This window comes from Flavobacterium bizetiae (assembly GCF_902804475.1).
In the GTDB taxonomy this organism is placed as follows: domain Bacteria; phylum Bacteroidota; class Bacteroidia; order Flavobacteriales; family Flavobacteriaceae; genus Flavobacterium; species Flavobacterium bizetiae.
The window spans coordinates 40,453-66,004 of record NZ_CADCSU010000045.1 but is presented as its reverse complement, the minus strand read 5'-3'; the positions used below and the strand labels follow the sequence as shown (position 1 = coordinate 66,004).

Annotated in this window: 16 protein-coding genes; 13 read left to right on the top strand and 3 right to left on the bottom strand. The window is 35.9% G+C overall.

Features of this window, described 5'->3' with window-relative positions; genetic code table 11:
* The first annotated feature begins 430 nt into the window (after positions 1–430).
* From FLACOL7796_RS04075 to FLACOL7796_RS04035, 9 genes are all read left to right on the top strand, one after another.
* Positions 431–991, top strand: coding sequence for an RNA polymerase sigma-70 factor (locus FLACOL7796_RS04075; protein ID WP_173969558.1), 561 nt, complete (start codon positions 431–433; stop codon positions 989–991).
* 110 nt (positions 992–1,101) lie between these two features.
* Positions 1,102–2,022, top strand: a complete 921-nt coding sequence (locus FLACOL7796_RS04070; RefSeq protein WP_173969557.1) for a FecR family protein — start codon at positions 1,102–1,104, stop codon at positions 2,020–2,022.
* A gap of 326 nt (positions 2,023–2,348) precedes the next feature.
* Entirely contained in the window at positions 2,349–5,738 is a 3,390-nt protein-coding gene (locus FLACOL7796_RS04065; RefSeq protein ID WP_173969556.1) for a SusC/RagA family TonB-linked outer membrane protein, read from the top strand.
* Positions 5,739–5,757: 19 nt separating this feature from the next.
* Entirely contained in the window at positions 5,758–7,293 is a 1,536-nt protein-coding gene (locus FLACOL7796_RS04060) for a RagB/SusD family nutrient uptake outer membrane protein (RefSeq protein WP_173969555.1), read from the top strand.
* A 569-nt stretch (positions 7,294–7,862) separates the two neighbouring features.
* A complete protein-coding gene (locus tag FLACOL7796_RS04055) occupies positions 7,863–9,686 on the top strand; it encodes an alkaline phosphatase (protein WP_173969554.1) in 1,824 nt (607 codons plus the stop codon).
* A gap of 441 nt (positions 9,687–10,127) precedes the next feature.
* Positions 10,128–10,463 carry a hypothetical protein gene (locus tag FLACOL7796_RS04050; protein WP_232067288.1) on the top strand — a complete coding sequence of 112 codons (336 nt, stop codon included), beginning with the start codon at positions 10,128–10,130 and terminating at the stop codon, positions 10,461–10,463.
* A 107-nt stretch (positions 10,464–10,570) separates the two neighbouring features.
* Positions 10,571–12,226, top strand: a complete 1,656-nt coding sequence (locus FLACOL7796_RS04045) for a peptidase domain-containing ABC transporter (RefSeq protein ID WP_173969552.1) — start codon at positions 10,571–10,573, stop codon at positions 12,224–12,226.
* Between the two features lie 2 nt (positions 12,227–12,228).
* Positions 12,229–13,584 carry an HlyD family secretion protein gene (locus FLACOL7796_RS04040; RefSeq protein ID WP_173969551.1) on the top strand — a complete coding sequence of 452 codons (1,356 nt, stop codon included), beginning with the start codon at positions 12,229–12,231 and terminating at the stop codon, positions 13,582–13,584.
* A complete protein-coding gene (locus FLACOL7796_RS04035; protein ID WP_173969550.1) occupies positions 13,565–14,983 on the top strand; it encodes a TolC family protein in 1,419 nt (472 codons plus the stop codon). Before FLACOL7796_RS04040 ends, FLACOL7796_RS04035 begins: the two co-directional genes overlap by 20 nt.
* 117 nt (positions 14,984–15,100) lie before the next feature.
* On the opposite strand, the gene FLACOL7796_RS04030 is transcribed toward FLACOL7796_RS04035, so the two are convergent.
* Entirely contained in the window at positions 15,101–15,712 is a 612-nt protein-coding gene (locus FLACOL7796_RS04030; protein ID WP_173969549.1) for a helix-turn-helix transcriptional regulator, read from the bottom strand.
* A 425-nt stretch (positions 15,713–16,137) separates the two neighbouring features.
* On the opposite strand from FLACOL7796_RS04030, the gene FLACOL7796_RS04025 reads away from it, so the two are divergent.
* From FLACOL7796_RS04025 to FLACOL7796_RS04010, 4 genes are all read left to right on the top strand, one after another.
* Positions 16,138–16,635, top strand: coding sequence for a DUF2480 family protein (locus FLACOL7796_RS04025; protein ID WP_173969548.1), 498 nt, complete (start codon positions 16,138–16,140; stop codon positions 16,633–16,635).
* Between the two features lie 3 nt (positions 16,636–16,638).
* Positions 16,639–17,760: an efflux RND transporter periplasmic adaptor subunit gene (locus FLACOL7796_RS04020; protein ID WP_173969547.1), complete on the top strand. Its 1,122-nt coding sequence runs from the start codon at positions 16,639–16,641 to the stop codon at positions 17,758–17,760.
* A 6-nt stretch (positions 17,761–17,766) separates the two neighbouring features.
* Positions 17,767–20,916: an efflux RND transporter permease subunit gene (locus FLACOL7796_RS04015; RefSeq protein ID WP_173969546.1), complete on the top strand. Its 3,150-nt coding sequence runs from the start codon at positions 17,767–17,769 to the stop codon at positions 20,914–20,916.
* Between the two features lie 256 nt (positions 20,917–21,172).
* Positions 21,173–22,558: an efflux transporter outer membrane subunit gene (locus FLACOL7796_RS04010; RefSeq protein ID WP_173969545.1), complete on the top strand. Its 1,386-nt coding sequence runs from the start codon at positions 21,173–21,175 to the stop codon at positions 22,556–22,558.
* Positions 22,559–22,618: 60 nt separating this feature from the next.
* On the opposite strand, the gene FLACOL7796_RS04005 is transcribed toward FLACOL7796_RS04010, so the two are convergent.
* Both FLACOL7796_RS04005 and FLACOL7796_RS04000 read right to left on the bottom strand, forming a co-directional pair.
* Positions 22,619–24,028 (bottom strand): MFS transporter, encoded by a 1,410-nt coding sequence (locus FLACOL7796_RS04005; protein WP_173969544.1) that lies wholly within the window; start codon positions 24,026–24,028, stop codon positions 22,619–22,621.
* 127 nt (positions 24,029–24,155) lie between these two features.
* Complete coding sequence (locus FLACOL7796_RS04000; protein WP_173969543.1) at positions 24,156–25,544, bottom strand: aldehyde dehydrogenase family protein; 1,389 nt, start codon at positions 25,542–25,544, stop codon at positions 24,156–24,158.
* Positions 25,545–25,552: the final 8 nt, after the last annotated feature.

Genomic DNA, 25,552 nt, shown 5'->3' with positions numbered 1-25,552 from the left:
ATTATATTTTAAAAGGAACACATTAAATTAAAAATAGAAAAGATCATTTTTAGGGAAGATGATATTAATTCATTATTTTTTGACTGCTTCCCCATTTTTATAAAAGAATCAAAAAAGATAGTTTTTTCTTTGATCTCAAAAGATTAAAAACAGCTAAAAATACTTTTTCTTCAGCGATATCATACAAATGTCTGGTTCATAACATATCAGAGACTAAATGTTAATACAATGTTTTATAATGGGACATTTTTATTAATGTAAACGTAACCTTGCAGACCTACCCTCATTTCTAATTTTGGAGACATATTATAAACAACACACTTGTAGTATATGTCATTTTTTAAATTAAGAATACATCGCAAAAACAGAATCGAAATTCGGGTTTTAATAAGCACCGTTCATTGGCTAAATAATCCAAAAGAAATGCATCATGTATAAAGGATTTACAGATGAACAGCTTGTTGAATTATTGAAACAAGGAAAAGATAAAGCGTTTGATGAATTGTATTTTCGGTATCGGGATCTGTTGGTTCGCTTTGTTTATATGAGAATAAAATCTGTTCCCGTTTCTGAAGAAATTGTTCAGGAAGTTTTCACCACCATTTGGGAACGTCGAAAGACTTTGGTTATCCAAAAGAAATTCTCAGCTTATATCTATACTTCCGTTCGATATGTAACCTTAGATTATATCAAATCCCACACCATTACCGATCAATATATAAAAGAAGTCTCAGACAGAAGCAGTAATGATCATAACAGTACCAATGCTACTGAAGACTCTATTTATTACGAAGAACTTCAGGAAGCGGTAGACAAAGCGACTTTATTGCTGCCTAAAAAATCCAAAGAAGTTTTTATTCTAAGTCGGATCAAACATTATTCAAACAAAGAAATCGCCGAAGAGCTAAATGTCTCGCACGAAACCGTAAAGTATCATATTGCTTATGCGCTAAAATTTATGCGAAACTATTTGGGCGAGTTCAATTATTAGGAGACCTGAATTAAGATACGGTTTTCTTTTCTTAACAAAAGCGTAACCTTAAGCGCCTACCTAAAAAGAACAATCCCGAGACATACTATTAAAGAGATAAACAAATTATAATGCCTGAAAAATTACATCAAGATATACAACTTTTTTTAGAAGGAAAGCCATCTGAAAAAGGAGAAGAATTATGGAATAACTGGTACGATCATCCCGAAGAAATTTTAGATCCTGCTTTACTGATACAATCTGATCATTCGAAATTGAAAAAAGAAATCAGACAAATTAAAAAAACAAATACGGTTATTTTTCTTTTTCCTCGAAATTGGGCTATGGCAGCTTCTTTGATCTTTTTAATGGGTTTATCCTGTTTTTTTTACCTGTCATTTACAAAAACAGTTTCTAAAGAATATGCCACCAAATTAGGCGAACGCGCAAAAATAACCTTAAGCGACGGAACTCAAATTTGGCTGAATGCCGGAAGTCATTTAAAATATCCCATAAAATTTAAAGGCGGAACACGTGAAGTATACCTTACCGGTGAAGCTTTTTTTGATGTAGCCAAAGACAAAGAACATCCTTTTATTATTCATACCGATAAAATGGATACGAAAGTATTAGGAACCAGTTTTAATGTTCAGGCTTATCCGGATCATGTCACGCAGGAAGTTTCGGTTTTAACCGGAAGAGTAAATGTAAAATCGACTGTTACAGATGAAAATGTATATGTAACTCCGGGACAAAAAGTAGTTTTTAAATCGAAAAACAATAAACTACAGGCATTTACAGATATTCCGATGAATTCTATTTCGCTATGGCGAAAAAATATCATTGTTTTTGAAGACGCTCCGTTACCGGAAGTTATCGCTACAATCAATCGCAATTATAATGTAGCGATCCAGATCGAAAACAAGAACCTCAACAATCTAAAAATCAGTGCTTATTTTAAAGAATTACCTGTTAATCAGGTTGTCGCTTTAGTGTGCAATATTATTAATGCCAATTATAAAATCGAAGCAGGAACTTATATCATTCAATAAGAAAACCTTTAAAAGAGAATAAAAGAATTAAAAATTGAGAATTAAAAATTAAAAATCTGCTCGATTTGCTAAATCTGTGAGCAAAAAAATGAAACACATAGAAACATAGATTTAAAATTAAGAATTAAGATGCTTTTAGAAAATCATGATTTTTTCACATAGCTAGTGTGATTTATTCCAAGTGAAACGCCTTTTATCGACAAAGAAAAGCTATGTCTCTATGTGTTAAAAACAATTACGCAATTACAAGTATTTAAAATTAAGTTAATCAATCATCTACGTAGAAACCAAGCAATAATCCAAACACAAATTAAAACTCCAAAAACATGACTAAAAAACAAATGCGGTACGTCGTAAACTGTCAGAGCATTAAAAAAACGGTAGTAACAAAAGCACTTTTGTTTATCGCCTTATTTTTTATCGGCTTCAGCATAAAAGCAGCAAACGTTAACATCAGCAAGCGAGTAACCTTAAAAGTAGACAATGAAAGTATAAAAAGTGTTTTTCAGAAAATCGAAAAACAGGCAGATGTACACTTTATGTACGAAACGAATCAGGTAAACACCAATCAAAAGATTAGTTTAAAACTGAATAACGTAACATTAGAACAAGCATTAGATAAAATATGCAGCAATTTTTTCCTTAAATATGAAATTGTAAGCAACAATATTGTCATCAAAAAAAATCAAAAAGTGGCTGATGCTGATCAGGGAAAAATAAGCCTTTCGGGAACCGTTTTTGGCGGAGACGACGGAATGCCGTTGCCGGGTGTTGGTATTAAAGACAAAGATTCTGATGCAACAGCAACAACAGATTTTGACGGAACTTTCAAGATGGAAATCAACTTATCTCAGGCGATACTTGTTTTTTCGTACGTAGGTTACGTTACGCAAGAAGTAAAAGTAACAAGTTCAGATAAAAACATAAGCGTTAAGTTATTGGCCGATATGAAACAACTACAGGAAGTGGTAGTTATGGGATATGGTTCTGTAAAAAAGAACGAGGTTTTAGGGGCTGTTGGAACTGTTTCTATGAAAGAATCTTCGAGCAGAACGTATAATAGTGCAGCCGAATTATTGCAAGGAACTGTGGCGGGTGTTACGGTAATTAACAACGGTGGAGATCCTACGGCTGAGCCAACGATTAACATTCGTGGTATTGGTTCTTTGAATGCCGAAACGCCTCTTATTGTTCTTGACGGAATCATCTACAGCGGATCTTTAAATACTTTAAACCCAAATGATATTGCTTCGATTAGTGTTTTGAAAGATGCGGCTTCGGCAGCAATTTATGGTGCGAGAGCTTCTGGAGGTGTAATTTTAATTACGTCTAAAAAAGGAATTTCAGATCATATTAATGTGAATGTAAATTATCAGGGAGGTTTTCAGAGTGTAGCCAAAAAACTGGATGTTCTGGATGCGGCAGGATATGCTGATGCGATGAACACGGCGAGAGATAATGCCGGAATGCCAAGAATTCCTGCTTTTGATCCTGCTTTTGAACCAACAGCAAGAACAACAAAAACAAACTGGATGGATGAAATTTTCCGTACAGGCGAAATACAGGATTTATCGATTTCTGTAAACGGAAAAACAGAGAAATCGAATTTCTTTTTATCAGGAAGTTATAGAAAAAACGAAGGTATTTTATTGAATACTTACGGAACAAGATATACGGCAAGAGCCAACTCTTCTTTTAAACTGGCGCCTAATTTTACCTTTGGAGAAAACTTTTCTTATTCTTTAACTGATGGTCAGGCAGCCAATACTACAAGTGGTTATACAGGAGCAATTTTGGCAGCGATTTTTTATCCGCCAAATGCTACTATTTACAGAGAAGATGGTTCAGGACAATTTGGTGGAGTTCCTGAAAAATACATTGGTTCTTACGGAGACGTAATTAATCCGGTGGCGTATTTAAAAAGATTAGACAACAGAAATCCTGTTTCGACGGTTTTAATTAATCCGTATGCTGAATGGGAAATTATCGATGGTTTAAAAATAAAATCGAACTGGGGTTATACCAGAATACAAAACAACGCGACTGATTTTGCAACTAAAATTACAGAACCGGGAAAAATATTCGATTTCAACAGATTGACTTTAACTAACTCAACAACAACAGATTTGTTAAGTGAGCAAACGGTTTCTTACGAAAAATCACTAGGTAAACATAATTTCAAAGCTTTGGCAGGATATACGTATCAACAAACCAAAAGAGATTTCTATACCGTACAAGGAACAGGTTTTGACAGCGAAGATGCATCACAACGTTATTTGCTAAATGCGAAACTGGTTCAGCAAATAGAAGCAGGTATGGCCGAAGAAATTATCTCTTCGTACGTAGGAAGGCTGAATTACGACTTTAACCAAAAGTATTTGATTTCAGGAATTGTGCGTCGTGACGGAACTTCAAAATTAACTTCAGCAAATCGTTGGAAAGTGTATCCATCTGTTTCTGCAGGTTGGTTAATCTCTGAAGAAGGATTCATGAAAGGCATTAACCCAATCATCAGCAACTTAAAATTACGCGGAAGCTGGGGACAAATAGGAAACTTAGGAAACCTGGGGCCATACCAGTTTAGTGTACCGTTAAACCAGACACAAGCTTTAGTAGGATCAACTCCAACAATCAATTACGGATATTCAGAAAGCGAATTATCAAACCCAAATTTAAGATGGGAAAGCTCTGAGCAAACCAATTTAGGTTTAGATTTTAGCTTATTCAATAATGCATTATCAGGATCTGTAGATGCTTACGTAAAAACAAACAAAGACATGTTGGTTCGTGATCAGCTTCCGGGTGTTTCAGGAACTCCAAAAGGCAGAATTGTAAACTCTGGAGATGTAGAAAACAAAGGTCTTGAATTGAGTTTGATGTATCAAAAAACACGCGGAGATTTTAAATTTGATATTACAGCGAATGCCGCATTTTTGAGTAATAAAATTGTTTCGATCAAAGACGATTTGACTTCACTTGAACCTTTAAATTTAAGCAGAGTTCGTAGTTTACCATTGGCAAATATCTATCAGGTAGGAAGTCCGGTTGGTGCTTTTTACGGATATTCTACAGACGGATTATTTCAGAGTAATGCAGAGGCAAAAGCGTATGTAAATGCAAAAGGCGAAATATATCAGCCAAATGCAGTTGCAGGAGATATTAAATTTAAAGATGTAAACGGAGACGGTGTGATCAATAACAACGACAGAGTAGTGCTTGGAAATCCTTTTCCTAAAACAACTTTTAGTTTAAACACGAATTTTAGATATAAAGGTTTCGACATGAATATCTTTTTTAGCGGAGCTGCCGGAAATAGTGTTTTTAATGCTGTAAAACATACAGGTTTAAACGGTTCTTTTCCTGGATATAATTTATTGGCAGAATCTAAAAATGCCTGGTCGCCAACGAATACCAATACGAGTATTCCGGTACTTTCAGCAACAGATAACAACAATAACTTTGGTAGAATCTCTGATTTTTATATCGAAGATGCTTCTTTCGTAAGATTAAGAAACCTTTCTATAGGGTATACAGTAAATGATCAATGGTTGCACGGAAAAGCGAAACTTAGATTTTTTATCTCAGGACAAAACCTTTTTACGATCACAAATTATTCAGGAATGGATCCGGAAGTTGGGCTTAAAAACTTTGGTATGGACTTAGGGAAATATCCTCTTTCCCGTATTTATATGACAGGTGTAAACGCAACTTTTTAAAAAATATAAAACAAATAAAATGAAAAATTTAAGTCTTTTAGTATTGAGTTTTGTGCTTTTATTAAGTACTACAGCTTGCGAAAGCGAACTTGATTTGATTCCGCAAGGAGCACCTTCAAGCGCCAATTTCTGGAAAACTCCGGCAGATGCAAAAGCAGGAGTAAACGCTATTTATGCTTTATATTCTGATGATAATATGTACGGTCGTGGTTTTTTCTGGCTGAACAATGCGAGTGACGATATTGGTACAAAACCAAGACAAAATGCAGAACGTATCAAGAATTTTATTGTTGATGGTGCCGAGTCTGATACCAAAGATATCTGGAGAATTCACTACGAAATTATGAAACGTTGCAACGACGTAATTCGCAATATCCCTAAGATTAATTTAGATGATAAAACTAAAAATATGATGTTGGGTGAGGCTTATTTTAATCATGCTGTAATGCATTTAGAATTGGCTTACCATTATGGTGATGATCGCGCCGGAATTCCAATTCAGGATCGTGATGACCCTACAAATGTTTACGTACCAAGAGCTAAAAACGTAGCCGAAAACTACGCCTATATCGCAGCAGATTTAGTAAAAGCAGCAGATTTATTGCCTTATTTTAATGAGCTTACGCCAGACAATTACGGACGTGCTCATAAAACAGCTGCATGGGGATATTTAGTGCGTACTTATTTGTATGCAAAAGATTGGGACAATGCGATTAAATATGCCAATATGATCGTAAACAGCGGAAAACATAAGTTATTAGACAATTTTGAAGATGTATTTAAAATTAAAAATAACTGGTCTACAGAATATATCTGGTCTGTAACTTCAAGTGCCGAAAATACTTCTTTAGGTTCTATTTTTCCTGGAGTTTGTTTAGAGGATAAAGGTTGGGGAGTTTACAACGGTTGGGGAAATTTTTATCCTACCAAAGAATTGTTCGATACTTATGATCCGGCAGATAAAAGACGTAGCGCTACAATTTTACAAAAAGGAGATAAATTCATGTATTTTGGTGAATTAGTAACTTTCAACGAAGGAAAATATCAGGTAAGTTCTAGTAACAGAACAGGATATCAGTTTAATAAATATATGGAGCCGTTTGGTTACCCTAAAACAACTTCTGGCGGAATCGACATTCGTTATGTAAATGCGAATGGAGACAAACCTTCGACAGCTTTAAACGTGCCTCTTTTACGTTATGCTGATGTGATTTTAATGTTGGCAGAAGCCAAATTAATGAAAGGCTTAAATGCTGATACCGAAATTAATATGATTCGTCGTCGTGCAGGTTTAGGAAATCTTGCAGGAGCAACATTAACCGATTTAAAAAGAGAAAGACGTTGCGAATTGGCCGGAGAATGGACAGACCGTCATTTCGATTTAGTACGTTGGGGAGATGCTCAGGCAACTTACGCAAAACCATTACACCATTATAACGGAACCGTAATTTATCCTGCCCGTAATTTTAATCCTGCAATTCACCACGTTTGGCCAATACCACCAGATGAAATCGCAGTGAGCAAAGGAGCGCTTACGCAAAATAAAGGTTGGTAGTTTGTAGTTTCATTTTGTTTGTTTAGTTTTTTCTACTCTGCAAGCTTGTCGGAGCTTGCAGTGGTAAGAAAAAAACAAATGAATTTTATATAATAATAAGCCAGTCTTTTTTTAGGAAAAGGCTGGTTTGTGTTTAAATTTTATAGCCACTCCCAATAGCTATTGGGATAATAAGATTAAAATGATTTTTAATCGTTGGTAAACAATTTAAACGAGTAATTAAAGTAAGTCCCAACGGGACGATATATCTATAGCAATTCAATTTTAAGATAAAAAAGGCCCCATCGGGGTGACATATATATCGCTCCGCTGGAGCTTTAATAGTATGAAAAAAATAACCCCAATATTGTCAATTTCGACGAAGGAGAAATCTTCGCGAGAAATTCTACAAAGATTGGAATTACGCACAATCTTGTCATTTCGACCGAAGGGAGAAATCTCACTCGGAATTCGACAAAGATTATCGACATTGTTTGCGGAATTTCTAGTGAGATTTCTCGTTCCTCGAAATGACAAAAATGAGATAAGTCACCAACAACTTTAGAAAATAAACAAACCCAATTTTTCCAATGAAAAAAATAATCACCCTTTTTTGCCTCCAGTTTTTCTTGTTTGCGCAAGCACAGGAATACAGTTCATCAAACATACATTCGCACAATGATTATGCGAGTAAACTTCCTTTTTACGAAGCGTATTCTAACGAAACCGGTGTTATCGAAGCCGATGTTTTTATTGTAAATAATGAACTTTTTGTGGCGCATACTTCAAAAGAAATTACGCCTCAGAATACGCTTAAAAGCCAATACCTGGATCCACTTTCTAATAAATTAAAATCTTTAGGCGGAAAAGCTTACCCGAGTAATAAACCTTTAATTTTAATGATTGACATCAAAACAGAAGCTGAGCCGACTTTAAAATTAATTGCGCAACAATTAAAAACATATCCTGATTTAATTTCGAATAAAAATATAAAAGTGGTCATTTCAGGAAACAGACCTTCGCCAACAAACTGGAAAGACTATCCGGACTTTATTTATTTTGACGGAAGATTAAACGAAAACTATACTCCGGAACAATTATCCCGCGTCGAAATGATTAGCGAGGATTTAAAACAAATCACCATCTGGAATGGTAAAGGAGTAATGACTCAGGCTGACGCCGAAAAAGTGCAGGCCATCATTAAAAAAGTACACGATCAGAACAAAAAAGTGCGTTTTTGGGCTACGCATGATAATGTAAATACCTGGATGACATTGATGAACCTAAAAGTTGATTTTATTGGTACCGATAATGTACCGGAATTAACGCATTTCATCAATAATATTAAATCGACTTTTTATCAAAATACGGAGTTTCATCAGGCATACGTTCCCAGAAACGGATTGACATTTTCGAAAAAACAACCTAAAAATGTTATTCTACTAATTGGTGACGGAATGGGATTAACGCAAATTTATTCGGGTTACACCGCAAATAAAGGTCAGCTGAGTTTGTTTAATATTCCAACACAAGGGCTTTCGATCACTAAATCATCCGACAGTTATATTACCGATTCGGCTGCGGGAGCAACAGCAATGGCAACGGGACATAAAACCAATAATCGTTTTATAAGTGTTGATGAAAGCGGAAAACCTCTGGAATTGATCACGCAACAATTGGCAAAAAGAAACTTTAAAACGGCCATAATTTCAGCAGGAAATATAACTGATGCTACGCCAGCCTGCTTTTATGCACATCAGCCGGAAAGAAGTTACAGCGAGCCTATTGCCGAAGACTTTTTATCAAATCCATCGGATATTTTAATTGGCGGTGGAACAAAAGAATTTACAACAAGAAAGGATGGTAAAGACTTGTCGAAAGTTTTAATGCAAAAAGGCTATACTTTTTCGGATAAATTCAGTTCACTTGATACGATTAAAAACTTCAAATTTATTGTTTTGGATGATGCTTCGGTGGTTTCTATGAAAAACGGAAGAGGAGATTTTCTAACGAAATCTTTGGCGAAAGCTACCTCAACTTTTACCAAAACTAAAAATCCGTTTTTTATTATGGCCGAAGGTGCACAAATCGATTATGGCGGACACCAAAATAATGTAGAATATATAGTTCGCGAAATGCTTGATTTTGACAAAGTGGTAGGACAAGCTATGGAATTTGTAGATAAAAATCCGGAAACCCTTTTGATCGTTACAGCCGATCACGAAACGGGTGGACTTTCGCTAATCGACGGAAGTATAGAAAAAGGTTACGTACACGGAAGTTTTAGTACCAACGATCATACAGCTGTTCCCGTTCCGGTTTTTGCTTACGGTCCAGGCGCACAAAATTTTACTGGTGTTTATCAAAATACCGAAATCTATACTAAGATTATGGAAGTTTTATCTAAAAAATAAAAGGAAATCATCTTCTAAATAAACCGCTTTTTTCTATTGTTGAAAAAAGCGGTTTTTGCATTTAGAAATCATTGTACAACGCAGGTTTTACATGAAAATTGGAGTTTTAATCTTGTATCTTTTTTTTTATAAAAAAGTAAGTTTTGGAAAAAAAGCAAATAAATAAAAGTTTCTGTGTTTTTTAAATAACTGATAATTAGTGTTTTGTTTGCGTGTCTTGAAATTCTAATGTTCCTCTAATGTGGCAGCGAAAATTTAGATTTAAATTGCGCGATTATTGTTTTTTTTTAGAAAAAGAACCTTGAATCTGAATTGGTTTTCAAGAGAAAAAACGGAGATCAAGAGTTCTTTTTTGTAATAGTATTTTAATAGATGTTGAATAAAATTAAAAATAGTTTTTTGTGTAAATGCCTTCAGGCGTTACTAATTGGCTATTTTTTAATGAGCAGCATTAATATATCCAGTAGTTTCAGCCAGATCATAAATAATAATACCGAGGTAGATTCTGTAAAAGGGATTACCTGCAATTTCTTGAAAAAAATATTCAAATGCGACAGAATTGCGGAAGAATTAGATGACTATGAAACAAAAGATACTAAAACCGCTAAACTGGCAAAAGGAATTGTTTTATTAGAATATCTGGTTCCGTTCGAAGCTTTTTTACCGGGATTATATTTGCAGATTGCATCAAAAGCCAAAAATTATACAGACAACCCCGTCTTTTTATTTGCATTTCATGGCAAGATTTATTTGCCTCCTCCTGAGATGATTGTATAAATATTTCACTTTTTTTTTGTAGATTTAAATGAAAATCTAGCATCCTTAATACGGTATTTATCGTACATTATTTTCTATCTATTAATCTTGTATTTATATATAAATTCATGACACCATTAAAACGTTTTTATAATTTACTGGCACTTGATAAGCGCGACGTATATCAAATTATATTTTACGCCGCTTTTGCGGGTCTCGTAAATCTTTCCCTGCCTTTAGGAATTCAGGCCATCATTAATTTTATTCAAAGCGGACAACTAAGTGTTTCGTGGGTAGTATTGGTTTTTTTAGTAACCGTTGGAGTTGGTTTTGGCGGTGTATTAATCATTTTACAACTTCGAATCGTCGAGAATCTGCAACAAAGAATTTTTGTACGTACCTCATTTGAATTCGCTTACAGAATGCCTTTAATTAAATTTAAAGAAATGTATTCTGAGTATGCGCCTGAAAAAGCCAACCGCTTTTTTGATACGCTTATGGTTCAAAAAGGAACTGCAAAATTGCTGCTGGATTTTTGTGCTGCCTTTTTGCAAGTAGGTTTTGGTATCATATTGCTGGTTTTGTACCATTCCTTTTTTACCGTAATCGGACTTTTATTTATCGTTATCCTTTATGTGATTTTTAAATTTTCGTACAAAGACGGTTTAGAAACAAGTCTCAACGAATCTAAGTTTAAGTATAAAGTAGCAGCCTGGATTCAGGAAATTGCACGCAATCGTGAAAGTTTTAGAAGAAAAGGCGGTTTCGAATATGCATTAAACAGAAACGATGGTTATGTGAGTCAATACATTAACTATCGCGAGAAGCATTTTCAGGTAATGAAAAAACAATACATTCAGCTCACTATTTTTAAAGTTATTGTTACGGCTGCCCTTTTGTCGATTGGCGGTTTTCTGGTAATTCACCATCAAATGAATATCGGGCAGTTTGTGGCAGCTGAAATTGTCATTGTATTGCTGATCAATTCGGTAGAAAAAATAATTTTTGGATTAGAATCTTTTTATGATGTATTGACTTCTGTCGAAAAAATTGGTCAGGTTACAGATATGGAGATTTCAGGTATTCCGCAAACTTCAGCCGTAAACGATACCGGTATTAATATCGAAACTGAAAGTGTTGCTTACAATTATCCCGATCACAACAAAAAATCTCTTAAAAATATTAACCTGAAAATATCTCAGGGCGAAAAAATCATTTTAAGAGGACCAAACGGAGCCGGAAAAAGTACGCTGTTACGCTTACTTTCAGGTTTACTTGAACCAGAAAGCGGTACCATGTACATTACAGACAACTATATGAATCGTCTGGACGAAAATACATACAGAGCGCAAGCGGGTACATTTTTACAAGGCGATACGCTTTTTGCCGGAACCATCAGAGAAAATATTCTTTTTGGTAACGAAACTATTGATAATGATGAACTAAAATGGGCTTTAGACAATGTTTGCCTTACGCCGTACATTAAAACTTTTCCTAACGGACTTGAAAATCAGATTCATCCGGGCGGACGTGAGCTTTCGGCTTCAGATGTTCAAAAAATTCTTTTGGCGCGAAGCATTGTAAACAAACCGAATATATTATTCCTCGAAGATCCCGTTGATAAAATGGACGAAATGACTTCAGGTAAAATTGTTGATTTTTTACTTTCTGATGAACATAACTGGACGGTTATCCTGACTTCTAAAAATGATATCTGGATGAACAAATGCGACCGTATGATCACGATCGATGACGGAAAAATTATTAACGACATAAAGCTTTAATCATGCTCAATATATCTAAAGATAATCATGTACTTATTACTCCGGGAAAATACGCTTCGATAACCAGCGTTGCCCGCAGACCCCATTATAAAATTTTAAACAGAGTCATCGTAGGGTTTTTATTGTTTGGCGTTGCCTGCTTATTCCTGCCCTGGACACAAAATATTTCAGGAAGCGGATCTGTAACGACTTTAAAACCCGATCAAAGACCGCAAACCGTGCATAACGCCATTGCCGGAAGGGTAGAAAAATGGTTTGTAAAAGAAGGTGATTTTGTAAAAAAAGGAGATACAATTCTTTTCATTTCAGAAACCAAAGAAGATTACTTAGATCCTAATTTAGTGGGGAATACCAAAGAACAGGTCGATGCTAAAAAGTTGGCAGTAGAATCTTATGGAGACAAAGTAACCTCTCTTAACGATCAGGCGACTTCGCTGAATGCCGAAAGAGAATTAAAATTACAACAAGCACAAAATAAAATAAAACAAGCCCTGCTGAAAATTAAAAGCGACAGTATGGATCTTGAAGCTGTAAAAACACAATTAAGAATCGCGCAAACACAATTTAATCGTTCTACTGCACTTAACAAAGAAGGCCTAAAACCAATGACTGATGTAGAGCAAAAACGATTAAAATTGCAGGAATCCGAAGCTTATATTATTACGCAGCAAAATAAATTTTTGAGCAGTAAAAATGAACTCATAAATGCTAAAGTCGAGATTAATCGAATCAAAGCAGAGTATTCTGAAAAAATTTCGAAATCAAGAAGTGATAAGTTTACCGCTTTAAGCACACAATATGATACAGAAGCTCAGGTCAATAAGTTAGAGAATCAATATGCCAATTACAGCATAAGAAACGGAATGTACTACATAACAGCGCCTCAAAGCGGTTATGTAAACCGTGCATTATTAACGGGGCTTGGCGAAACTATAAAAGAAGGAACGCCAATTGTAAGCATTATGCCGGCTACTTATGATATAGCAGTAGAAACTTATGTCGATCCTATCGATCTTCCGTTGGTGCATCGCGGTGCAGATGTACGTGTTTGGTTTGACGGATGGCCAAGAATCGTATTTTCAGGTTGGCCGGGATTATCTTACGGAACCTTTGGAGGTAAAATTGTAGCCATCGAAAATTTTATAAGTCCTAACGGAAAATACAGAGTACTAATTGCTCCCGATGGAAACAAAGAAGAAAAATGGCCAAAAGAACTCAGCATAGGTGCCGGTGCACAAAGTATAGCCCTGTTAGAAACCGTATCGGTATGGTACGAAATATGGCGTAACCTGAATGGTTTTCCTCCAAATTATTATAAGACAGATGAAAAAGCAACAAATGGAAAGGAGAAGAAATAAGATGAGAACCGTTATAAAATTATTTTCTTTTTTATTCTTATTAAGCATCGTAAAAGGCTATAGTCAGGATTTTAATAAAGAAGAATTAAGTTATAGCGAGTTTTTAGGATACGTAAAAAAATACCATCCATTGGTAAAACAAGCCAATCTTGAAGTAAGCAGCGCTCAGGCAATGCTTATGGTGGCCCGTGGAGGATTTGATCCGAAAATTGAAGTAGATTACAATAAAAAAGAATTTAAAGGAACCGAATATTACTCCTTATTAAACAGCAGTTTTAAAATTCCGACCTGGTATGGAGTCGAAATCAAAGCCGGTTTTGACGAAACAGACGGACAATATTACAATCCGCAAAATCGTACACCCGAAGCCGGATTAACCTCTTTAGGAATCAGCGTAGCTTTAGGTCAGGGAATGTTTATCAACCAGAGAATGGCAGATGTACGTGAAGGAAAATTGCAGCTAAAACTAAGCGATGCACAGCGAAAATTACGAGCCATCGAAGTTTTATATAAAGCCAGTGAAGCTTATTTTGAATGGAGAAAAAGTTACAACGAAGCCGAACTTTATAAAAGTTATCTCGGTTTTGCCAGTACACGTTTTAATGGCGTAAAAAAACTGATAGAATTGGGCGATTCGCCTGCAATTGATAGTGTCGAAGCCGGAATAACGGTAAGAAAAAGGGAACTGAATGTAGAGAACGGAAACCTGAAACTGGCCAAAGCCAAACTTAATCTTTCTAATTATTTATGGATCGAAAATGTACCGGTAGAATTAGAAGATAATGTAAAACCGGAACAGAATTTAATTCAGACATTAGAAGAAACATTAAAAACCTCAGCGATGATGGTCAACTCAGAAACATTTGAGGCTCATCCTAAAATTCAGGCTTTGGAAACTAAAATGTCGATGCTCGAAATCAACAGACAGCTCAAAGCAAATTCGTTATTGCCAAAGCTGAATGTGGGGTATAATTATATCTCAGAACCGTCATATTTTAATTCTTTTAATGCCGATGATTATAAGTTCAATATTGATTTTAGTATTCCTATTTTTTTACGAAAAGAAAGAGGAGGACTTAAACTCGCCAAACTTAAAATTCAGGATTTAAAGTTTGATATCGATCAGCAAAGACTAGAATTAAAGAATAAAATAAAAGCGCAGCAAACAGAAATTGCGTCTTTAAAAAGACAAAAAAATGTTATTGATAATCTGGTCAAAGATTACGTGACCATGCTTAACTCAGAGGAGAAATTGTTTTCCTTTGGCGAAAGCTCCATATTCCTTATCAATTCGAGAGAAAACAATCTGGTAAGTGCAAAACTATCACAGATAAGTATCGAAAATCAGTATTATATTTCGAATGCCGAGTTGTATAAAATCCTGGCAAACCCCGATTAATCTTGTATTATCTTAGAATTTAATTATATTTAATTATATTTAATTGTTGACTGAAAAAGCCTGTAAAATTGATGTTTTACAGGCTTTTTCTATTTAAAATCTATATTTAAAATCAGATTAATTTGCCGTAATCTGATAGGCACATCTTCTTTCTCCGGCAATAATATGACTAATGCGATTTATGTTTACTTCGTTTCCTAACACAGACCGGAATGTGTTTAATTCAGACGAGCAAAATCCCTGACAAATTGTTGCAGCAGCACAAATAGGGCAGTGGTTTTCTACTAAAAGATAACCATCGTCATTCTTAGAATATTCGGCCATATAACCTTCCCGGGTTCTTATTTCGACCAGTTTTTCTATCTTTTGTTCTAAATTATCGATCGTATCAATTTCTTCATGATACTTCTTTTTCCCTACTTTTTCATAAACATTAATAACATCATCCAATGTATTTTTGCCCATCGAGCTAATAATATTAATTAGTTTTAAGGTCAATTCAGCATGCGTATCCGGAAATTTTGCATTTCCATTAGCTGTAAGACTAAACGTTTTTTGCGGTCTTCCCACACCTTTAGATTCTTCCAGCGGATGAATAAGTTCTTCCTCAACAAGCTTAACAAGTTGTTGTCTAACGCCTTCCTTCGTTATTTTAAGCTCATGCGCAATCTCGAGAGCCGTAAGAGAACCTCGCATTTTGAGCAACATTAAAATCTTATTTGTAGTCATAAATTAATAAAACAAGTATTTAGTTGTTTTATTATGCAAAATTATTAATTTTGTCCTTCTTATCAAAGCCCATTGCGAGATATTATGCCGTAAAAGCAATCAAACTTGTGAGTTACAGAATTTATTAATGCAAATTGTAGATTATGGTACCAGAATTACGATCACCTCCCCTTAACTTATACGATAGGATGACTTTACCTGTTGATATTGTTCCGTATTGGAATGTATTGATGAAAACCTATAAATAATACATCCTCTCTACAGTAGATTTTAAAAATCTCAAAACTTTGGCTAAAGATTAAAACCTACTCAACCCGCTACAAAAAATAGTACTCAGGTTGGGACGGGGATACCTATGCCTAAAAATTAGCCCCATTCAACAAAATAAAATGCAGTAAATACCTCAATTTTTTAATCATCCAACTATGGAAATAATAAATAAAATAGATGCCTCAGGCATACAAACACTCGATTTACGATCCTACAAACCCGATGAAAATGATGTTATAAAATTCGATATCGTACCCTTTCTTATAGAAGATTTTCTATTACAGGAAAAAGCCTTCCGTTCAGCCATGAGCGCTATAGACTGGACTCAGTTTACAGGAAAAGATGTCGTAATTCTTTGTTCAAATGATGCCATCGTTCCGCTTTGGGCTTATGTACTAATCAGTTCATTACTAGCGCCACATGCAGCAATAGTAGTGTATGCCGCAACTGGAAATTATATTAATCTTTTGTGGACAGAAAGAATACGAAGAATAGAATTTTCGGCATTCATCAATCAAAAAGTAGTGCTTAAAGCCAATTCCTCCATACCCGAAGAAATCCTTGTTTTGGCCACAAGCCAGTTAACTAAATATGTACAAACCCTAATGTGGGGAGAAGCAGGTTCTCCTTTAATGATTTATAAAAGAAAATAACCAATGAAAAAAATAATAGCAATCCTCTTTGCAGGAACACTTTTGATAGTTTCGTGCGAGACTAAAAAAACAGAACAAGCAGAAACTCCGGTATCCTATCCTACGCTTACGATAAAGACTCAAAAAGCCGATGTTTCGGTAGAATATCCCACCATTTTAGAAGGTGAGCAAACCGTAGAAATACGCTCAAAAGTAGACGGATATATAGAGCAGGTTTATGTTGAGGAAGGTTCGGCTGTAGCCAAAGGACAAGCGTTGTTTAAAATCGATGCCAATAGTTATTTACAGGAAGTAAACAATAAAAAAGCAGCAGTTCTCGCCGCCGAAGCTAGTTTGGAAACAGCCGTTATTCAGACCAAAAGAACAGCTGCTTTAGCAGAAAAGAAAATTATAAACAACTACGAATTAACCTCGGCCAAAAACACTGAACGCGTAAAAAGAGCCGAGTTAAGTCAGGCAAATGCCGATTTATCTTCGGCAAAATCAAAACTTGCCTTTACCAATATTTTAAGTCCAATTAATGGAGTAGTGGGAAGTTTGCCTTTTAAAATAGGAAGTTTGGTCAGCAGTTCGGCGCCGGATCCTTTAACAACAGTTGCCAATACCAAAAATATTTTTGCTTATTTCTCTTTAAGTCAGCAACAATTAAATTCCTTTTTAGATCAGTTTTCAGGCAATCAGTTAAAGGATAAATTAAAAAATATGCCCGATGTTTCTCTCGTTACCGCCGATGGAAATACTTATTCTTCAAAAGGAAAAATTCAGACGTTGAGCGGAGTTTTAAATGCCGGTACAGGATCAGCCAATTTTAAAGCCATTTTTCCAAATCCTGAAGGTAAACTTTGGAGCGGGGCAAGTGCCACAATTGTTATTCCAACACAGTTTGCAGCCGCAATTTTGGTTCCTAAAAAAGCAGTCTTCGAATTGCAGGGACGTTTTTTTGTTTTTACTGTAGATGCCCAAAGCGTTGTGCATAATACTGAAATAAAAATAAGAAATACAGCAACCGAAAAGGACTATCTCATAACAGAAGGAGTAAAAGCGGGAGATATTATCGTGACAGAAGGAATAGGAAATTTAAGAGACGGAGTAAAAATCGCAGCGATTTCTTCTTCAAAAAAATAAAAAATCATGTTTAGAAAATTTATAGAAAATCCGGTATTATCAACCGTAATATCGATTATAATAGTGATTTTGGGATTGCTGGGATTAGCCTCTCTGCCCATATCACAATATCCTGAAATTGCACCGCCAACAGTTGTTGTAAACGCCTCGTATCAGGGAGCCAGCGCCAATGTGGTTTTAAAAAGTGTCATTATCCCATTAGAAGAACAAATAAACGGTGTTGAGAATATGAGCTATATGACCTCAACCGCCAGCAGTAATGGTAGCGCGGCCATAACAATATTTTTTAAGCAGGGAACCAATCCGGATATGGCGGCCGTAAATGTGCAAAACCGGGTAGCCAAAGCCACCAGTTTATTGCCCAATGAGGTAATTAAAGCCGGTATTACAACCAGTAAACAATTGAGCAGTACAGCTTTGAGTTTCCTGCTGTACAGCAACGACGGAAAATACGATGAAAAATTCTTGGATAATTATTTAAGGATCAATATTATGCCTGAGCTTAAACGTGTTGCAGGAGTTGGTGGAGCAGAGATTTATAGCAGTAGGGAATATTCAATGCGTATTTGGTTAAAACCCGATGCAATGGCTAACCAAGGCTTAGTTCCGGATGATATTATTGCAGCCTTGCAAGAACAAAACATCGAAGCAGCTCCCGGAAAAATTGGAGAAAACAGTAAAGAATCAGTTCAATATTCTTTAAAATTCACAGGCCGACTTGAAAATCCGGAAGAGTTTGAAAACATTGTATTAAGAAGTGATAAACAAGGAAGTTTATTACGATTAAAAGATGTAGCCGATATTGAGTTTGGCGCGTTAGATTATACGTCTTCACTTATTACGCAAGGTAAAGTTTCTTCGGGAGGGCAAATCAGTCAGATTTCAGGATCAAATGCGAGAGAGCTAATTATTGCCTGCGAAAATATCTTAAAAAAGGCATCCAAAGATTTTCCTCCGGGAGTAGAATATCATACATTTTTAAATGCAAATGATTTTCTTGATGCGTCTATCGAAAAAGTAATTTATACCATTATCGAAGCTTTTATTCTGGTTTTTATTGTGGTGTTTGTTTTTCTGCAAGATTTTAGATCCACATTAATTCCGGCAATTGCAGTTCCGGTTTCGATTATTGGTACCTTCTTTTTCCTGAAATTATTTGGTTTCACGATTAATTTATTGACACTTTTTGCTTTGGTTTTGGCCATTGGTATTGTGGTCGATGATGCCATTGTAGTCGTCGAAGCCGTTCATGCCAAGCTCGATCAAGGTGCAAAATCGGCTAAAAAGGCGACTATTCATGCCATGAGCGAAATCAGCGGTGCGATTATATCCATTACCCTGATTATGTCGGCAGTATTTGTTCCGGTAACTTTTATTACAGGTTCGGCAGGAGTATTTTACAAGCAATTCGGATTAACATTGGCTGTAGCCATTTTAATTTCGGCGGTGAATGCTTTGACTTTAAGTCCCGCGCTTTGTGCTATTTTATTAAAACCACATGATCCTGAAAAATCAAATCACAATAATGGATTTTTACCAAAATTCTACGCCAGTTTTAATGTTGCTTTTGATGCCGTAACCCGTAAGTATATTGGATCAGTCCGATTTCTGATTCGCAGAAAATGGATTTCCTTAGTAGCCATAGCAGTTTTTGGAATAATATTTTACGCTTTAATCAAAACAACACCTACAGGTTTTGTACCCAATGAAGATGGAGGAGCGATTTACGGAAACGTTGTTTTACCAGCTTCTTCTACATTGGAACGCACCGAACAAATCACAAAAGAAATCGACAGTATCGCCAGAAGTATTCCCGAAATAGAACTTTCATCTACCTTATCAGGAATGGATTTAATTCACGGAAATGGAGGTTCTTACGGAGCTTTATTCATTAGATTAAAACCCTGGAAAGAAAGAAAAGGAAAAAATCAGGATGTCAATTCGGTTGTGGCTAAATTGTTCGAAAAAACAGCGCACATAAAAGGGGCAAGTATTATTTTCTTTGCCTCGCCAACCTTACAGGGTTTTGGAAACAACAACGGATTCGAAGTTCAGTTGCAGGATCGAACCGGAGGAAGCTATCAGGATTTTGATAAGAATATTGCAAAGTTTATGGCAGCGATTAATAAGCGACCAGAGATTATGTACGCAACCAATCCGTTTAATATTACGTTTCCGGAAATGGAAGTGAATGTAAATGTGGCAAAATGCAAAGAGGCGGGCGTTAGCGTAAAAACCGTATTGAATACGCTTCAGGGATATTTTGGTGGAATCTACGCCTCAGACATCAATAAATTCGGAAAACAATACAGGGTAATGTTGCAATCCCACGCAAATTACAGAGCCAAAGAAAGCGACATCAATAAAGTTTTTGTTCGAACAGATAAAGGAGCAATGGCACCAATATCAGAATTTGTAACCTTGAAGAAAACCTACGGTCCGGAATTTATAAACCGTTTCAATCTTTTTACCTCAACAACGGTTACGGGCGCACCAAATGCCGGTTACAGCTCAGGAGACGCCATCAAAGCAATCGAAGAAGTTGCCGCACAAACTTTAGACAGAGGTTATGCTTATGAATTTTCCGGTTTAACCAAAGAAGAACTTTCAAGCGGAAGCCAAACCACTTTAATTTTCGGACTTTGTTTGATCTTTATTTACTTCTTATTGAGTGCGCAATACAAGAGTTATATTTTGCCATTTTCGGTATTGTTATCCTTACCAATAGGACTTGCAGGAGCTTTTATATTTGCGAATTTGTTTGGGGTCGACAATAATATTTTCCTGCAGATTAGTTTGATTATGCTGATTGGTCTTTTGGCCAAAAACGCCATTCTTATTGTAGAGTTTGCCTTGTTACATCGCTTAAGCGGAAGAGGTCTTGTGCAGTCGGCTTTGTTTGGTGCGAAAGCCCGATTACGACCTATTTTAATGACCTCGTTTGCTTTTATTTTTGGATTGATTCCGTTAATGATTGCGACAGGTGCCGGAGCTTTAAGCAACAGATCTATTGGTACCGCTGCCGTTGGCGGAATGTTAATTGGAACTTTATTCGGGGTTTTTGTAATTCCGGTATTGTTTATCATTTTCCAGTCTTTGCAGGAAAAAGTTGGGGGAGTAAAAGAACCGTCTCATGAACCGAGAGAAATTCATTAAAAGCTCCAGCAGGTATTTTACCGCAAAGCACGCAAAGTTTTTTTACAAAGATGGCTTAAAAAAAACACAAAGTTCGCAAAGCTTTGTGTTGAGCCAGCTTTGCGGTTATTTTTTTTTGCCACAGATTAAAAGATTTTAAAAATTTCTAATTTATTAATTCTCTCCCAAAGTCGCTAAGACGCCGAGTTTAAAAACTTAAAAAATAAAAACTTAGCGACTCTGCGACTTTGCGAGATTATATTAAAAACATATTAAAATGAACAAATACAATTATAAAATAATAGTCATTATACTGATTACTGCCAGTATATGGACTTCGTGCAAAATCACGAAACCGTATACCAAACCCGAAACATCAGTAACTTATCGAGAAAAAGAAACCACAGATACAACAAACATAGCCACTATGAAATGGTCGGAATTATTTACCGATCCTGCCTTGCAACAATTAATTTCTGATGGATTGGCGGCGAACCTGGATCTAAAGATTGCTGTTGAACGAATCAATCAATCTGCGGTAAATGTGAAACTGAGTAAAGCGGCTTTTCTGCCTTCGGTAAACGGGAATGTTTCGGTTAAGGAATCCAGATTGGCTTTCCCGCAAGGGTTTGGACTTTTCGATCAATCGACACAATACGATTTAGGAATTTCTGCCGGGTGGGAAATCGACGTTTGGGGTAAATTAAAAAGTGCTAAAAAAAGTGCGATTGCAAATTTATTGGCTACAGACGCTGCGAAACGCGCCGTTCAAACGCAATTGATTGCCAATATTGCCAATTCATATTACGAGTTGCTGGTACTTGATGAACAATTAAAAGTACTTAAAAAGACAGCCAAAAACAGAGAAACCGATGCTGAGACGATCAAAGTTCTTTTCGAAAATTCGATTATTAACGGAGTTGCCGTTGTTCAGAGTGAAGCCAACTTTTATGAAGCCGAATTAGCGATTCCGGATATCGAACAAAAGATAATCGAAACCGAACATGCTTTGTGTGTGCTTCTGGCAAAATCTCCAACTAAAATCGAACGAAGTTCTCTCGAAAAACAGCAACTTACGTATGATCTTAAAATTGGAGTTCCCATGCAGCTTTTGGCAAACAGACCAGATGTACAGCAAGCCGAATATAATTTTAGAGCAGCATTTGAAGAAAGTAATGTAGCGAGAACCTATTTTTATCCCGCTTTAACGATTAGCGGAGCAGCTGGTTTTTCAAGTTTCGGATTAAAAGACTGGTTTGCCAACGGAGGACTTTTTGGTAATATCGCCGGAGGACTTGCGCAGCCTATTTTCAATAAAGGAATTAACAAAGGAAGATTAGCAACCGCATTATCTTTACAAAAAGAAGCCCTTTATAATTTCGAATTTTCGATGTTAAAAGCCAGCGAAGAAGTTTCGAATGCATTGTCTAAATACGATAATGCCGCTTTAAAAGAAGAAAAAAGAAAAAAACAACTAGACGCTTTATTAAAAGCACTTGAGTTTAATAAAGAATTATTGAACAATTCGACAACCAATTATACGGATGTCTTAACAGCCGAACAAAATTTACTGAACGCACAATTAAGAGGAATCGACGATCAAAGTCAAAAGCTTCATGCTGTTGTCAATTTATATCGCGCACTTGGCGGAGGATGGAATTAAATAATTCTAAATTTCAGGAAATAATAAAGCCCAATCGTATCAGATTGGGCTTTGTTTTTTTTAATTAGCCGATTTTAAATTGTCACCATCTTTATCATGAAGTCTTCTAAAAACCAAACCTGAAAGAATAGTCAGAAATCCTACGACCAGAAATGTATATCGAAAAGCATTGTGAATTTCGTTATGAATAAGCTTTACATCACCCTGAAAAATTTTAAGTACCAAAAGTCCAAAAGCAATTCCGAAACCAATGGCTAATTGCTGATTTACAGAAACTAACGAATTACCACTACTGGTATGATACACCCTTAAATCGGCAATAGAAATAGAATTCATTGAGGTAAATTGTATTGAGTTAAAGAAACCTAAAACCGAAATAATAGGAACATACCAATAGAAAGAAGTATGAATTGAAGGAATTGCCAATGCGCAAATTAAAACTCCAATAATAAAAGTATTGACCATTAAGGTTTTTCTATAACCGTACTTATTTAGAATTTTAATGACGGCCGATTTACCAAACATGGCAGTAAGAGCCATTGGCGCGACAATCCAACCTGAAGTTACCGCCGATTGTCCGTAAGCAATCTGAATCATCATAGGCAACAATAACGGAATCGAACTAAAACCCAAACGCGTCGCAAGATTGCCTACAATGCCCACACGAAAAGTTCTTACCTGAAATAAATTTAAAGGAAAAAGAGGATTATTGTCTGTCACGGCATGACGATAGTACCAATACAACATTAAAAAGCCGGACATCAATACCAATAAAACGGGCGTTAGACGAACGGTATTTCCAAATAATTCTAAGGAAATCGACAATAAGAGCGAGGCCGAAGCAAAAATTAGGAACCCTTTTAAATCAAAATCGATAATAGGTGATTTATAATCCGGCATGTATTTCAGACTTAATAGAATACCAATAATCCCAAACGGAATGTTGATCAGGAAAATCCAGTGCCAGGATAAATAATCGACCATATAACCCCCAACCAAAGGACCTAAAACGGGACCAATTAAGGCAGGGATAATAGCAAAATTCATAGCCTTTAATAATTCTTTTTTAGGAAATGTTCTAATAAGTGCCAGTTTTCCAACGGGCGTCATTAAACTTCCTCCAATACCCTGAATAACACGTGAAAAAATAAGATGAGTTAAATTCTGCGAAAGCGAACAAAATAAAGACCCGATGCTGAATAACAATAAAGCAAAAATAAATACTTTCTTCGTTCCAAATTTATCCGATAAAAAACCGCTAACCGGCATAAAAAGCGCAAGAGTTAATACATAACTAATAATCGCATTTTGCATATCAAGCGGCGATTCGTGCAGATCTTTGGCAATAGCTGTTATCGAGGTATTAAGAATGGTAGAATCGAGCATTTGCATAAAGATCGAAGTCGCCAAAATAATGGGTAATACTTTTTTGGTAGTTTCGATGTTTTGTTCTGCTTTGTTTGTATTCATATTTTTATTTTGGCTTAACTATTTTTAAACACATAGACATAGATTTTTGTTTACTAAAAATAAGCCTTTCACTTATTTAAAATGCACATAGCGATGTGTTTAATAATTACAATTAATTTATTAAAACTTAAATTAATTTGCTTTTAAAAACGGTTAGTTTTTCTCTTGTCATTTCGTTTATGGCGTATGAAATTCCTCCCATGCCAATTCCTGAAGCATCACGACCTCCAAATGGCATCCAATCAACTCTAAAAGCCGTATGATCATTTACCATAACCGCTGTAGCATTTAGTTTTTTAACGGTTTCTAAAGCAATATCTATATTTTTTGTAAAAACGGCAGCCTGAAAATGAACATTGAGCGCATTGGCTCTTTTTATGGCTTCATCGCGGTTTGTAAAAGAATAAATGCAGACAACGGGACCAAAAATTTCGGTAGTAGAAACTTTCGAATCTTCGGATGGATTAAACAAAACCGTGGGCTGAAAGAAAGTGTCCGAAATTCTTTTTCCGCCTGTTATTAATTTAGCTCCTTTTTTAATCGCTTCATTCACCCATTTTTCGACGCGATTCACTTCTTTGGGCGTAATAAGCGGGCCTACATCAGTTTTTTGATCCAAGGGATTTCCTGTAACTAATTTAGTCGTTGCTGCTGCAAAAGCTTCAATAAAACGCTCCACAATCTTCTGATTGACATAAATTCGCTGAACGGAAACACAAACTTGTCCTGCGTGATAAAAACCTCCTTTTACCAGATCAGGAATCATTTCCTTAAAATCAGCATCACTTTCTACAATAACCGGAGCAGCTCCGCCATGTTCTAAGGCACATCTTGTACCCGGAGATAATTTACTTTTCAGGTACCAGCCTACTTTTGCAGAACCTATAAACGAGAAAAAATTAACTCTTGGGTCGGTTACCAATAATTCTGCGGCTTCATTGTCGCATAATATTATCTGAAGCCATCCTTCAGGTAATCCGGCTTCTTTTAAAATCTCACGAAGCGCCAAACTCGACAAAGGCGTTGCCGTTGCAGGTTTAAAAATTACAGGACAACCGGCAGCAAAGGCCGTAGCGATTTGATGAACGGCTAAATTCAACGGATGATTAAAAGCGCTCACCGCCACCACAATCCCAATAGGTTCTTTTGACGTAAAAGCGACTCTGTTTAAAGAAGCCTCAGTAAGTGCCATAGGTATTTGTTCGCCTTTTAATTGAGAGATATGTTCTGCTGCTAATTTTACGCCTTTTATGGCGCGAAGTACCTCAGCTTTAGAATCCTGATAAGGTTTTCCGCCCTCGCTTACCGCTGTTACTAATAAATCTTCGATGCGGTCAGCCATTATTGCAGCTGTTTTTTCCAGTATTTCGATTCTTTTATACGCCGGAATCCATTTCGATTGATCTAGAAATAAGTTTTGGGCAGTATTCAGTATTTTGTCGATCTCATTTTTGCCTGTTAAGGACAATTCTTTAATAAAACTCTGATCGTATGGCGAGGTTATTTCTATAGTCATTTTCATAA